The 14,123-nt window shown below is 52.5% G+C and carries 10 protein-coding genes; 4 read left to right on the top strand and 6 right to left on the bottom strand.

Features of this window, described 5'->3' with window-relative positions:
- Positions 1-2 precede the first annotated feature (2 nt).
- Genes EDB95_RS18375 through EDB95_RS18365 form a run of 3 tightly spaced genes read right to left on the bottom strand, consistent with a single transcriptional unit; the run spans position 3 to position 4,945 of the window.
- The gene (locus EDB95_RS18375; protein WP_246073739.1) at positions 3-3,239 is read right to left on the bottom strand and encodes a SusC/RagA family TonB-linked outer membrane protein; all 3,237 of its coding nucleotides are present in this window, start codon (positions 3,237-3,239) and stop codon (positions 3-5) included.
- An 11-nt stretch (positions 3,240-3,250) separates the two neighbouring features.
- Positions 3,251-4,303 (bottom strand): FecR family protein, encoded by a 1,053-nt coding sequence (locus EDB95_RS18370; protein WP_133995674.1) that lies wholly within the window; start codon positions 4,301-4,303, stop codon positions 3,251-3,253.
- Positions 4,304-4,354: 51 nt separating this feature from the next.
- Positions 4,355-4,945, bottom strand: coding sequence for an RNA polymerase sigma factor (locus tag EDB95_RS18365; RefSeq protein WP_262710544.1), 591 nt, complete (start codon positions 4,943-4,945; stop codon positions 4,355-4,357).
- A 187-nt stretch (positions 4,946-5,132) separates the two neighbouring features.
- Between EDB95_RS18365 and EDB95_RS18360 the strand changes: the two genes are divergently transcribed.
- Together EDB95_RS18360 and EDB95_RS18355 are read left to right on the top strand one after the other, a co-directional pair.
- On the top strand, positions 5,133-5,366 hold the full coding sequence (locus EDB95_RS18360) for a hypothetical protein (RefSeq protein WP_133995670.1): 234 nt from the start codon (positions 5,133-5,135) through the stop codon (positions 5,364-5,366).
- Between the two features lie 156 nt (positions 5,367-5,522).
- Positions 5,523-6,644, top strand: coding sequence for a Rossmann-like fold-containing protein (locus EDB95_RS18355; protein WP_133995668.1), 1,122 nt, complete (start codon positions 5,523-5,525; stop codon positions 6,642-6,644).
- A gap of 15 nt (positions 6,645-6,659) precedes the next feature.
- On the opposite strand, the gene EDB95_RS18350 is transcribed toward EDB95_RS18355, so the two are convergent.
- From EDB95_RS18350 to EDB95_RS18340, 3 genes are read right to left on the bottom strand one after another with little or no spacing between them, the layout of a single operon-like run.
- The gene (locus EDB95_RS18350) at positions 6,660-7,517 is read right to left on the bottom strand and encodes an N-acetylglucosamine kinase (RefSeq protein ID WP_133995666.1); all 858 of its coding nucleotides are present in this window, start codon (positions 7,515-7,517) and stop codon (positions 6,660-6,662) included.
- Positions 7,514-8,764: a sugar MFS transporter gene (locus tag EDB95_RS18345; protein WP_133995664.1), complete on the bottom strand. Its 1,251-nt coding sequence runs from the start codon at positions 8,762-8,764 to the stop codon at positions 7,514-7,516. Before EDB95_RS18345 ends, EDB95_RS18350 begins: the two co-directional genes overlap by 4 nt.
- A gap of 13 nt (positions 8,765-8,777) precedes the next feature.
- Positions 8,778-9,584: an N-acetylmuramic acid 6-phosphate etherase gene (locus tag EDB95_RS18340; protein WP_133995662.1), complete on the bottom strand. Its 807-nt coding sequence runs from the start codon at positions 9,582-9,584 to the stop codon at positions 8,778-8,780.
- Positions 9,585-9,690: 106 nt separating this feature from the next.
- Between EDB95_RS18340 and EDB95_RS18335 the strand changes: the two genes are divergently transcribed.
- Both EDB95_RS18335 and EDB95_RS18330 read left to right on the top strand, forming a co-directional pair.
- Complete coding sequence (locus EDB95_RS18335; RefSeq protein WP_133995660.1) at positions 9,691-10,443, top strand: DeoR/GlpR family DNA-binding transcription regulator; 753 nt, start codon at positions 9,691-9,693, stop codon at positions 10,441-10,443.
- A 136-nt stretch (positions 10,444-10,579) separates the two neighbouring features.
- Positions 10,580-14,110, top strand: coding sequence for a SusC/RagA family TonB-linked outer membrane protein (locus tag EDB95_RS18330; protein WP_162852672.1), 3,531 nt, complete (start codon positions 10,580-10,582; stop codon positions 14,108-14,110).
- Positions 14,111-14,123 lie beyond the last annotated feature (13 nt).

Genomic DNA, 14,123 nt, shown 5'->3' with positions numbered 1-14,123 from the left:
GTTTAGAAATCAAGATTTAGGCCCAGGGCATATTTCCTCTGGAACGGATAGGCAAACGCATTCGTGGCATTGACGGCTTCGGGATCCACATATTGCTTGATCCTGGAAAACTCAAACAGGTTTTCACCAGAGAAATAGAAGCGCAAACGGCTGATCTTATAGCTATTGGTCATTGAAGCCGGGAGGGTATACCCAATGGTAACGTTTTTTACCCTCAGGTAAGCGGCATTCAGCAGGTAGCCCGTCTGTGGAATATCGAGACCGGCGCCATAGTTGTTGTCTGCAAGCCACGATTCAAGAACGGGATATTTTGAGTTGAGGTTTTGGTCGGCCAGTCCTGCCGCGATATAGGACTTGGAGTCCCCTGCCCGCTGGGCGGGGGATTCCGCGGTACCGCGGTAAAAATTCAGGTTCCATTTATACAACCCGGCATAAGGTTGTTGAAAGGGGCCCCAGTAGAGATAATTATGCGGGTACCAGTCCATCTTTCCTACGCCCTGGAAAAAAGCGGAGAAGTCAAAACCCCTGTAATCCGCATTGATATTAAACCCGAAAAGAAAACGAGGAGAGGTGTTCCCGATGATGCGCAGGTCCTTGGGGTCCTTTGCGGAAAGCCCCACCTCGATTTTTTGGTTGCCGTCCAGGTCCTTGTATTTGGGCCATCCCGGAACGATGGCCAAGGCACCCCAGGGGACGATGGCAGACTCGTCTAATTTGGCGATTTCGTCGGTGCTTTTGAACAGGCCCATGTTGGTCAGGCCCCAAAGCTCGCCCAACTGTTCGCCCTGACGATAGTTGGAAAAGAGTTCCTGGGGATTGTCGTATTTCGTAATCACGGAGCGGGAATCGGACAGGGTAAACCTGAGGCCAAATCCCAGGGGTTTGTTGCCTACCCTGTACACATCCCTATAGCTGATCGCACCCTCCCATCCCTTTGTCCGCATGTCGGCTGAATTCTGCATGGGTGCGGAGGTGCCCAATACCGCGGGCAAGGGTTGGGTGGGTCCCAACATCCCGGTCGTATTCCGGACAAAATAATCGAACGACACCTGGACCTTGTCCTTCAGCATTCCGATGTCCGTTCCGACGTTGGTGGTGCTCACTTTCTCCCAGGTATAGTTATTCGGGTCAACGCTCAACGCAGGCGCGCCCTCGACCACGGTTTGCAGGGCCCCGTTGATGAGGGTCGGGGAAAGGCCGGTGGTCAATTCCTGCATATAGCCGAAACTGGAGACGTTCTGGTTGCCAAGGCTGCCGTAGGAGGCGCGGAGTTTAAAGGTAGAGACGTAATTCAGTGCCTTTCTAAAAAAACCCTCCTTGCTGACGTTCCAGGCGCCCGATACGGAAGGAAAGAAACCCCAGCGATCCGCGGCGGGGAAGCGGGAAGACCCGTCATAACGGCCGTTTAATTCCAGGATATACCTATCCATATAGGAATAGCCGATCCTTCCGAAATAGCTCCTGGTGGCATACGCATCATAGGTCGGGGTTACATAGTTTGTCCCCGTGGTGAGCCCGATATAGGGCAGCGAGGCGGTGATCAGGCCATCCCGTTCGGATTGAACGGTGCTGTAGGTATAGCTTTCCTGGTTATAGCCGGCAAGCAGCCTGATCGAATGTTTTCCCAATACCTTATTGTAGTTGGCATACACGTCGTAAATGTCGTTGATCAACGTACCGTCCTTCTCCGTAACCGAACCTGGTGCGCCTTCCTCCCGGATGTCGTTGGGTCCGTAGCCTATATAATAGGGATTGTAATTGTCATTGTATTTCCATTGCTCCATTTTCACACTGGCGTCGCCGGTCAGTTGCAGGTCTCCGTTCAGAAAGCTGGCCGTGGCCCTCGCTATATTCTGGAAGCCGAACACGTTTTGCTGGTTGCGGCCGCCATCCACCAATTGGGCGGCAAGCGTGCCCGGCCCCGAATTGGCCCACGTTCCGTCCGGGTTTACCGCCTGGTCGATCGGCCGCAGGTAATACACGTCGGTCAGCGCCGTAGAGGGATTGGAAGTAATGGTCTGGTAAATATTGAGGTTATTGTCCAGTTTCAACCATTTTAAGGGGGAGAAATTCACCCTGGCCTTTATGGCATACCTTTCCCAATCATCCTTTGCCAGCTTGTCCAGGCCATTTTCCTTGGTGTAGTCGGCGGAGAGGTAATAACCGAAAGGCAGCTTTTTCGCCGTTTCGCCCGATCCACTGATGGACAAGCTGTGGTTAAAGGACATACTGCTGTGGTTGAAAAAATAGTCATACCAGTTATTATTCCCCATATATGTCCACTGGGTGGGATTATTGGGATCCAGGCGTGTGCCCGCAATGCTGGGGTCATCCGAGCGGTCTTTCGCCCATTGGTATTGGTAGTCCGAGAACTTGATATATTGCCAGGGCGTATTATCGGTCGATTCCTGCAGGATCCTGGCATAGATATACGGGTCCGTTACCGGATCGGGCAATACGGTGGGTTTGGAACTGCTGACATAGGCATTGTAACTGATCACCTGTTTACCCTTCGCACCCTCCTTGGTCGTGACGATGATCACCCCGAACGCCGCCCGGGCCCCGTAAATCGCGGCGGACGCCGCGTCCCGAAGGATGGAAAAGGAAGCGATATCGGAAGGGTTCAACCGCAGCAGGTCATCAGAGGTCCCGGCGATACCATCGATGACGATCAATGGCGATCCCCCATTGATGGAGCCGATCCCCCGGATATTGAAAGTGGGCGTCTTCCCCGGCGCACCGCCGGAATAGGTGATATTCAAGCCTGGACTTAGCCCTTGCAATCCCTCAAAAACGTTGGCCACCGGTCTTTTGTCCACCTCTTTCCCGGAAATCTGGTCTACGGCGCCTGTGACATCGATCTTCTTTGCCGTCCCATATCCCACGACAATCACTTCGCTCATATCCGCCGTTTGCGGCTTCATTCTTACCAGGAAGGCGTTGTTTTCCCCCGCATTGACGAGAAAGCCTTTTACCTTCTTGGGTTCGAAGCCCACATAGGAAAACGAAAAATCGTACCTGGTCCCCGCCTGTAGTACTTTGACAGTAAAGACCCCTTTCTCGTCCGTCAGTACCGTTGCCACAGGTTTTCCCGAAGGATCATCGACTTTTACGGTAACGCCGTGTAAAAATTCGTTGCGCTCGGACATGACAGAGCCCTTTACCTGCGCAGACTGCTGGGCCTTGAGCGACAGACACAGCGCTGCCAGGATTACCATAAGTAGTCCTCTTGATTTCATATTGATTTCTTTTACTTGTGAGAAGTGATCGTTATCCCGCCTGGCGTTTCTTCAAAAGTCAGGTCGTTTGTATTGCATATCGCAGCAAGCACTGCGTCAAGTGAGTCGGATGGGTAAAATTCCCCTGTAAAGAAAAGCCCGTTTGCGACCTTCGCCGTACAGTTTATTTTTATATGGTAAAACTTTTCCAGCGTCCTGAAAACATTGGATAACGGTTCCTTTGAAAAACTCAATTTGTCCACCTCTTCCAACCTGCTGTTCCTGCTACCCTTTTTCCCGGGGATCATCAACGTGATCTTATTGAGCACATGATCGAGGGTAAATTCTTCCCCGGGCTTTAAATAGGTGACCTCATTGGAGGTTCCGATCACACGGATGGCGACTTTCCCTTGTATTAATCGAACACTGACCATGCTGCCGGCAGGCTGGTCACTCACCATAAACTCCGTTCCCAATGCGGTGGTCGCCGTGCCTGCCGCCATGACGGTAAAAGGCCTTTTTATATCACCGGTCACCCTGAAAAGGGCCTTACCCTGCAAATTGATATTTCGTTCAAGCCGGTCAAAAGGCTGCTTATACGTCACGGTACTCTTAGGATACAGGATCACCTGCGAACCGTCTTCCATCCGGAGCTCCCTGGGCAAGCTGGTGTTATTGGCCACCTGCTTCAGCCCGGAACTTGCGCCTTCCTCCGCGTTACGCGCGACTATGCTAACCGGCGCAGGTGCTGTCCCTTGTTCCTCGTGCATCACCAGGCGCACAAATAAAATGACGCCCACCGCCACGGCAGCCACCCATGCCATCGCCCGGAAATAAGGCCGGATAACCTTTGGCGCAGGAACATTGCTCAACTCCCGCTGATCTATCTGTGTATGTATCTTTTGCAAAACCCCTTCCGCCTTATCCTTCATAGGTGACAGATCCGTATCGCCGGTGCATTCCTTTTCCAGGTAAGCCTGTATGTCCGCCTCCCTTTCCGTCAAAAGGGCCAGCAGTTTCCCAACCTCTTCCTGTGTAGCCGTTCCAGCCCAATACTTTTCTAATAAGGGTGCTAATTCTTCCATCGCTTCATGTATAAATACCCGCTGATGGGCAAAAGGGGGGTGCCTTGAATGTTAAGGAAATATTACCAAGACGGCGAGGCCGGTCATGGTTGCCAGGGTAGAATAGTCCTGTTTGGAAAGGATGGACTGCCGTATGGATTGCGCCGATGTTTTGACGTATTCCTTTACGGTGATGGAGGAGATGCCTAATATTTGTCCCGCTTCTTCGTAACTCCTGCCCTCTAGTTTGCAAAGCTTGAATGCCTGCTTCTTCCGGTGGGGCAATTCTTCTATTACGGAATTCAACAGGTCCATTTGTGCCCGGAAGTTATCTTCCTCCGGTTCCGGCGCATCGTCATACGAACCCATCGCCAGGTAGTTCCGGTATAAATGGTGTTCCCGTATATCTGCTTTCAGCCACTTTAAGGACTTATTGTAACTGACCACGAACAGCCAGCCCGCAACCGGACGGGAGGGATCTATGGAAGAACGGTTGTCCCATAAGGCCAGGAAAACTTCCTGCAAGATATCTTCCGCGATCTCGTATTTGTGTATCAGCTTGCAGATATTCCGATACACGCCTGGATAGTAACGATAGTATAGGGCATCAAACGCACTTCTGTCACCCTGTTGTAGCCCTATGACCAATTCTTTATCTTCCACAGATAGTATGGTGGGTTTAATATTGCGCTCAAAAGTATTGTCAATAGCGCTTCATACAAAGTTATTTTAGTATTACGGAAACGCAGGTGGGGCTTGGATAAAACGCGCAATCGATTGCTCAGGGCCCAATAAATGTTACAATATTTGCCCTATCGAAGTTATATTCGCATAAAATCACATTTGTTTTATGAACGGCTCTAAGGAAATTGTCACTATATCGGTACCCAAAGGCGACCTCGAAAACGACTACACCTTTTTCGAGGACGGCAAGATCCGACACAACTACGACCAAAACGAGAACAAACGGGATCTCGAAGCGTGGATTACCCCGAGAAGTATTGCCGATGGAGATAAGGACAAAATTATAAAGGCCTGTCCTTTACAGTTCAAGGCTAAAATCACAGCCTTATTGAAAAAGTAATTTCAAATCCTTTTCACAAATGCCTTCGGGGGTCGAAGGAATTCGACATCCTCCAAGTCCCCTGTGGAATATTTGAAATAATAAAAAGAGGGAGTATTCTTTCCGTGCCGGCTTTTGATTAAATTAGGACTGCATCATTCCCTCAAAACGCTTTCTATGCCGCACAATTTCTCCAGTGCATGGTCCGGCGCGATAGCCAGTCGCGCTGTTGCTAACAATAGCTCCAAGGGGAAGTCCATGCCGGCGGTTCGTCCGCTACAGTTGATGCCGAACTCTCGCGAGGTGGTACAATTGGTGAAGATGTATAACCATAGCAAAAAACTCTATGTTAACGATGAAGACCATGAAGCGCCTCCCACTGGCTACCAGCTTGTAAGTGCCACACAGCATAATATTTACAACGGTGAATGGACATCAGAGCGCGTTCCCAGCCGATATTACCTCGGCTCCGGTGACTTAAGCAGGCCGTCGAGTTTTTATTCTGGCGAAGTTTCCCAGGGCCGTCATCCCAAAATGACGGTTACTACCTACGATTCGGCGCAACAAGCAGGAGGGAAATATGGGACGAATTACAATGCAAACAGGCAACAACTGGAACACATGGGAGTGCAGGTAAAGGATAAGGTGGATGCCACTAATCCGGACACCATGTCGGATACCGAATATGACGAAGTGCATTTTGAGTTTCCGCATACAGGTGATTACGGCGGAACGACTGTAAAGGATCAAAAGGCATTGGCATCCAACACCGGGCTTATGACAGGCACTATGTCCAGCGCAAAAAAGAAACTCCGACCTGGCGGATCCCTTCGCATTTCAGAAGGCAACTTCCCCTACCGGAATAGCACTATTTATGACAAGTCAACACCGGGAGTTTTCACACCTACAGGCGTAAGGGTCGGCATGAACCTTGACCAGATGGCTACATCCATCGGCTATACTGTTACTCCCTCTAATCCGCTAGGCACCGAACATGTGGGTAGAACCAGCGGCGGTTATATTGACCTGCCTAATTCCGTCCGTCATAACTACCGACTGGATGGCACGGCTAGGGTCCAAGTTACTATTGAGGAAGAAGAAGATGAGGAGAACCGTGGCTGGATGGCCCATGAAGGCAGAGAGATTGTCGCCTTGTGCGAAAGATTCCACGGACGGCTGGTCAGCTCTTCCCAAAATTCCATTACGGTTGAAACAACGGAAGCACACCACAATGAACTGATATATGAACTGCAAAAAAGTTATGGGTATAAGACCTCTATTACGAGTGATTATGTCTAGGTGATCACAGACTCATTAAAAAAGTTTGATGTAAAGCCCCCCATGGTAGCCTACAAGCCCCTGTATGGGGGCTTTGAGCACAGTCCCCCACGGCATCTGATAACGCGCCGCAGTATCCGCCAGGATATCGCGAAAGGCATAGGCTACCGAGCCGGTGCAGTTGAAGCTATAGCGTTTATAATCGGCATATTTACACACGAGGCATTTGAAGAAATCCGCGAAGGCAGAGGCGACAAGGCCCCGGGTGTAGTCCACATCGGCCTGGCTATTTTCGAGAAAGGGAACGAAGCCGGCACAATAACGATTGGGCGAAGGGCCGCTGTAGAGTCTTGTCATGATGGACTCGCGCGTGACGCTATAGGTGGAGGCGAGTTCCCCGGCCACCGGCGCAGGCATATAACCGCGGATAAAGTCGCCGAGCAATTTCTTTCCTATATAATAGCCGCTACCTTCATCGCCGAGCAGGTAACCCAGTGAATCGATGTTGGCGGTTATTCGGGTCCCGTCGTAAAGGCCGGTATTGGCTCCCGTTCCAAGGATGGCTATGAAGCCCGGGCCATTACCGAGCAGGGCTCTCGCGGAGCCGAAAAGGTCGAGGCCCACGAAGATTTTCGCCGCAGGAAAAAGTTCACGAAGCGCGGCGGCAACGATGTCTGCTTTGTCTTCGAAACAACCCGCGCCGTAAAAATGGATGCCGCCCACAGCACGCCTATCCAAGTCCGCCGGCAGGCTGCCGGAAAGCGAGGAGGCAATCGCTTTACTATTCTGAAAATACGGGTTATAGCCCTCTGTGTCGAAGAACCGGGGGATTCCGTCTTCCCCGATGATGCTCCAATTGGTTTTTGTGGAGCCGCTGTCTGCAATGAGCATCATATAGCCAATCCGATTTTATGGCCTGCCGTTGCATAATACCAGATGCACGCATAACAGGGAAGGAGCAGCAGGTACGCCAGGTGCGGAGAAACGACGTCGGCAAGCCGGCCGTAAGCAAGCGGCAGGAACGCGCCGCCCCCCACGGCGACGATCAGCAGGGACGCACCCAAAGGCGTGAATTTCCCGAGTCCGCGTATAGCCAGCGGCCAGATGGAAGGCCAGACCATGGCATTGGCGAGGCCCAACAGCGCGATAAAGGCCACGGACAGGTAACCTCGGGTGGAGAGCGCCAGGCATACAAGGGCGATGCCCAGCAGTCCCGAAAACTTTAACACGCTTGTTTGAGAAAGGTATTTCGGTATTAGGACTATGCCTAGGAGATAACCCAGCAGCATACAGGACAGCGTCGCGCTCGTGAAAAAACGGGCTGAGGCCAGAGGAATGCCTTGCGAAGAGCCATAACTGATAATGGTGTCGCCGGAGATCACCTCCACGCCCACATATAAGAATAGTGTAAAAGCCCCAAGCAATAAATACGGGTACTGGAATATGCTGGCCCTTTCGGAAATGACCCCTTCCGCAGGCTCGTCAGAAGGGCCAACCCCGGGCTCCGGCAACCGTGAAAAATACACCAGCAGTGAAATCGCCAACAACGCTAAAAGAATCAGCCCATAGGGCATCACTACGCGGTTTGCCAAGTGCTGCAACAACTGTGTTCGAACTGCCGGCGACGAACGGGCGATGGCGACCTTCAGGGAGTCGGCATCCTTGAGGACCACTGCACCCAGGATCAGGGGCGCCACGACGCCTGCTATTCCGTTGCATACGCCCATGATCCCGATACGCCTGGCAGCGGTTTCCAACGGGCCGATGATGGCTACGTAAGGGTTGGATGCGGTCTGGAGCAAGGCGAGTCCCGAACCTTGTATAAAAAGACCCGTCAGAAACAAAGGGTAGGACCGCAAAAAAGCGGCGGGGATAAAAAGACAACTGCCAACGGCCATGATCAGCAGGCCCAGAGCCATCCCCCGCCGGTAGCCGGTCATCCGAAGAACGCCTGCGGCTGGTAATGCCATCAGCATATACGCTATATAAAAAGAAAATGCGACAAGATAGGAGGCAAAATTATTCAGCTGGCAGGCGATCCGGAGGTAGGGTATGAGGACGGAACCCAGCCAGGTGATGAATCCGAATATAAAGAACAGCAGACCCAGGATCAGGATAGACCTGTTGCGTTGAGATTGCATAAGTAAAAATATGTCATTTCAAACTATCTATCGCGCTCCGTACACTTCCGTGTTGGAGCAGGAGTCTCTTTGCCGCATCGTAGTTGTCTAGCGGAGCCATCTCCATAAGCATCCTGACCGCGCGGTCTGTTATCTTATCATTAATAAGCTGGACGTTGACCATGCGGTTGTCTTCCACCCGCCCCAACTTGATCATTACGGTGGTGCTGATCATGTCCAGGAGCATTTTTTGCGCCGTGCCGCATTTCATCCTCGTACTTCCCGCGATGAACTCCGGACCGGTGATCGCTTCCACGGGCCAATCGACAGCGGCGGCAATCGGCGACCCAGGGTTGCTGACGATACACCCGGTGGTAATGCCATTTTTGCGGCAGGCCTCCAGGCCGCCGAGGACGAAGGGGGTCGTTCCGCTGGCGGATATCCCTACGACAATATCTTTGCCCGATACATGCTCGCAGGTTAACTGGCTCCATCCTTCCTGTACATCGTCTTCCATTTCCTCCCGCGCCTCGATGAGCCTGTCCATGCCTCCGGCAAGGATAGGGAGAACTTTTCCTTTAGGGATGCCGTAAGTGGTAGGGAGCTCGATGGCATCCAAAACCGCTAACCTCCCTCCGCTCCCCGCGCCCAGGTAAAACATCCTTCCGCCATCTTCCATCTTGCGAACAATGGCCTCTATGAGCAGGTTGAGCTGCGGCAGCGCTGTTTCGATGGCGCCTGCCACGGCGGCATTTTCTCTATTGATCAACCAGGTAATTTCGTGGATGCTTTTCTTTTCAAGGTGTCTGTGAACCGGTGTTTGCTCGGTGATCTTTTGCATGGTTCAATGTTAAGTTTGCGTTTCTTTTCTGGATTTGAAGATGAAGTTACGCAAAGAGCCGCAATTTCTTCCTAACTTTGGTTGAAGAAAATAAAAATCACGAACGGTGCTAAAAGAAGAAAGACATAAGTTCATTTTAAAGGAGATCAATCTTCATAATAAGGTGCTTTCGACAGATTTAAGAGACCAACTTATTGTAAGTGAAGATACTATAAGAAGAGACTTGAATGAATTGGCCGACCAGGGTCTGATTGTCAAGGTATATGGCGGAGCCATGGGCCGGACCTTTCACTATCCCTTCAACGGGGAGACCCAGGTCTATGCCCTGGAAGCGAAACAGGTCATCGCCGACAAAACGTTGCGGCTTTTCCGCAACGGCATGCTCATCCTTATGGAGGGGGGGACGACGATCATGGAAATCGCGAAACGGATCCCGGACGACCTGGAGGCGACCGTTTTCACTGTAAGTCCACAAGTCGCGCTCACCCTGGCGTATCACGAGAAATTGGAGGTCATCGTTATCGGCGGCCGGTTGGCCAAGAACTCCAATATTCATACCGGGGCCAGCGTCATCAATGAACTCTCGAACATCAAGCCGGACCTATGCGTCATCGGCGCCAACGGCATATCGGTCGAAGACGGGATAACGGATTCGGATTGGGAGGTCGTCCAGGTAAACAAGGCGATGATCCGTTCGGCCAAGAAAGTCGCACTGGTGAGCATAGCCGAGAAATTCGGAACGGTGCGCAAGTTGAAAATTACGGACATCGAAAACATAGACTATATAATAACGGAACTAACCCCCGGCAGTCCTGAACTTGCGGCTTACGACGGAAAAGAGAAGCCGGTGTTACTGTAATCCATCCATACCTTGATCTACTCCCCGGCAAAGTGGGCGAAAGCCCGCGAGGGAATCCTTTTGCATGAACATAGGTCCATGTGCGGTTCCTTATTGCCCCTGCCGTCCTTTTCGCTTCATCAAATTCGAGCATAACATGATTACGTTTTTCAAATTACTTCTAAGGCTGCACCTGCTTACGGCCTTCTTCCTGCTGCTGGTCGGCCCCTCGTATGGACAGGAGGCACCGGCGGGAAGGATAACGGTTAAGGGTAGTGTCGTGGACGCGGGTGGGCCACTGGACGGCGCCAGCATTTCGGAAAAGGGGGCACAAGGGGGCACCACATCGGACAAGAACGGGAATTTCTCCTTGTCTGTTTCCGGGCGTAATGCCGTACTCGTCGTCTCCTATGTGGGGTATAACAACACCGAGTTGGCGTTGAATGGAAAGAACTTCGTCAAGGTGACCTTACAACCCACCAACGGAAATACGATGTCGGGGGTAGTGGTGACGGCCCTGGGTATCACCCGTAGCAAACGGTCCCTCGGTTATGACGTAGGACAAGTCTCGGGGGAGGACCTGAACCATGTGCCGCAAAACAACTGGGAGGAATCCATGGCAGGCCGGGTTTCCGGCGTGGCGATCGCCAGCACCAGTTCTGCTCCGACCGCCTCTGTCAGTGTGGTTATTCGCGGTATCCGGTCGTTGAACAGCGACAACCAACCCCTCTTTGTCGTCGACGGGGTACCCCTGCAGAATTCCATGAACAATGTCGGCGTAAATAACGGTAGCGGCAATGACGCCGATTACGGCAATGTCATCTCCGATATCAACCCCAATGACATCGAGAGCGTTTCGATCCTGAAAGGACCCAGCGCAGCGGCATTGTACGGTTCCCGCGCCGGTAACGGCGTGGTGCTCATCACCACCAAATCCGGAAAAAAAGCCAGGGGTCTGGGCATGAGCTTCAGCTCGAACGAGGAACTGGCGGCGCCCTACAAAGTCTTCCCGACCATACAGGACTATTCCATGGGAACGGACCCCTATACGGTGGCCAACGGCTACAATAGCTGGAAGGGCGTCATCGTCGATGTTCCGAGCTGGGACACCTACTATTTCGGGACCCCGCTCAACCAGGGGATCAACGCCATTCAATGGAACAGTCCCTTACAATCGGATGGGACCTACAAACCGCTCCCGCTGGTATCCCACCCCAACCTCAAGAATTTCGTACAGGACGGTCTGACGGCGACCAATACCGTCTCCGTCGAGAATGCGACGGATAAGGACAACTATCGCTTCTCGTTTACCAACCTCGTCAACCAGGACATTATTCCCACCGGTGGGATGAACCGCAACAACCTGTCGCTGAACGTCGAACATAAAATGTCACCCGGCGTCAAACTGTCCAGTTCCATCAATTATGCCCGTTCCGCTTCCAATAACGTACTGGGCGGTAATGAGAACAGCGCCTTGACGGACGTGATAACCCTGCCGGCGAGCATCGATGTCCGCCAGATAAAGAATTACTGGCTGACGCCGGGTATCCAGCAAATGAAACCGCTGCCTCCCGTCGGCGTCGACCAGAGCCCGGCGCCCGAAACGGCTTACGGCAACAACGTCAATGACAACCCCTGGTTTGTCGTCAACCAGGTAAAGAACGGCTATGTGCGTAACCATCTTTTGGGGAACGTCAAGGCCAGTGTCGATTTTTCGTCGCACGTCAGCGCCTTCCTGCGTTATTCGCAAGACCTGTTCTATGACAACAGGGAAACCAAAATTTCCAAGAGCTATGACAGTGAGCTCAACGGTTACTATGGACTCGACAACATCTTCAATTCCGAAAGCAATACCGATTTCCTCGTAACCTACAAGAAGCGTTTTTTGACCAAGCTGGACATCTCCGCTTCCGCGGGCGGTAACCTCCTTTATCAGTACAACTCGAACAACCAGGTATATTCCGCGCCGGGAACGGGCATCATCGCTCCCGAGCTGTTCAACGTATCGAATATCGCGCAGGCCAATATCCGCTACAACTCGGCCTATTATAAAAAAGCCGTGTACAGCGCCTACGCTACCGCCTCGTTGGGTTACGACGATATGGCTTACCTGGACCTGACGGGCCGTAATGACTGGTCGAGCACCCTGCCCCCGGGATCGAATTCGTATTTCTATCCCTCCGCCTCGCTAAGCCTGCTGTTGAACCGGATATTCCACATGGCGCCCTGCATCAGCCTGGCAAAAGCCAGGTTTGGCTGGGCCAGCGTCGGCAAGGACACGGACCCTTATAACCTGTACGGGGTAGTAGGTATTGGCAGCTTCGGGGGAACTACGACCGAATCGCTCTCCACTACGCTGCTAAACCCTAATTTGAAACCCGAGCTGGCGGTTTCCAGCGAGGGGGGGATCGACCTTGCTTTATTCAAGAGCCGCCTGCGTTTCAGCGGTACGGTGTACCGGAGTGACAACAAGAACCAAATCCTGGGTATCAGCACTCCGCCGTCGAGCGGTTATGGCGGCCGCCAGATCAATGCCGGCCTGGTCCGCAGCCAGGGTATCGAATTGTCGCTGGGCGGTACGATCATCTCTAACAAGAACTGGAACTGGGACGTCAACTTCAACTGGACAAAAAACAATGCCTATATCATTTCTCTTGCCAACGGGGTGCCTTATTTTTCCTTCTGGCAGGACGGACCCACCGGTTCGTGGACCTATGCCAAAGGCCAGCCGATACCCAACCAATACGACAGCAAGGGTCACCAGGTCATCAGCGATGGCAAGATCGGCCAGCTTTGGGATAACCAGATCGCTACGGTCACCGATCCGACCTCGGCCTATTACGGCTACCCTTTGCTGAATTCATCCGGGACTCCACAGAAATTGAATGGCGGCGACTTCCAGCATAAGGTAGTGGCCGGCAATTTCAACCCCAAACTGTTGTTGGGCTTCCAGACCTCGGTACGCTACAAACGGTTTACACTTTCTGCCAATATCGACTCGCGTTTCGGGGGCATATTCTACTCCAAGACGTACCGGTACCAGGGAAGCAACGCCAACCTGCGGCAGCAGGAGAATATGGGCATACCCATCCCGTCTGCGTACGCCAATAACATTCCCGCTTACCTCAAGACCAATCCGGGTAAATATATACTGCCTTCCGGCTTTACACAGGTACACATGGTGGGAGGTCCCACCAAGGCCCAGGGGGGATTGTACAACGACCCCAGCGGGCCGAACAGTACCGCCATCCCCGGCTATCCCATCTATGACGCTGCCTTCTATCCCGGTGTGCGCAGCGACGGCAGCGGCGGTTACATTGAAAACCTCGGCGATCCCAACACGACCGTTTATGACGACTATGAAGATGCCACCACCAACGGGTACTGGTCCTTCGCCCGCATGGATATGTTCAGTGCCTCCTATATCAAGCTGAGGGACCTTACGCTTTCTACGCAACTGCCCGCCAGTTGGTCTAACGCGCTTCGTCTCCAGGGAATAAGCTTCGGTGTCTATACGCGCAACCTCATCCTCTGGACGAAGGCTAAGATAAACGTCGACCCGGAGCAGGCCTTCGACCTCAGTCAGTCACCCCAAGGCAACGGTTCCCAGTTTAAACAGGGTATCGAGTATTATAACATCCGGCCCTGGACGATTCCTGTGGGCGTCAAGCTGAATGTTCGGTTCTAACCGCTTCAAACAA

The sequence above is a fragment of the Dinghuibacter silviterrae genome, from assembly GCF_004366355.1.
Classification (GTDB): domain Bacteria; phylum Bacteroidota; class Bacteroidia; order Chitinophagales; family Chitinophagaceae; genus Dinghuibacter; species Dinghuibacter silviterrae.
Note: the sequence above shows the minus strand (reverse complement) of the source record. Positions and strands in the feature narration are given on the sequence as shown.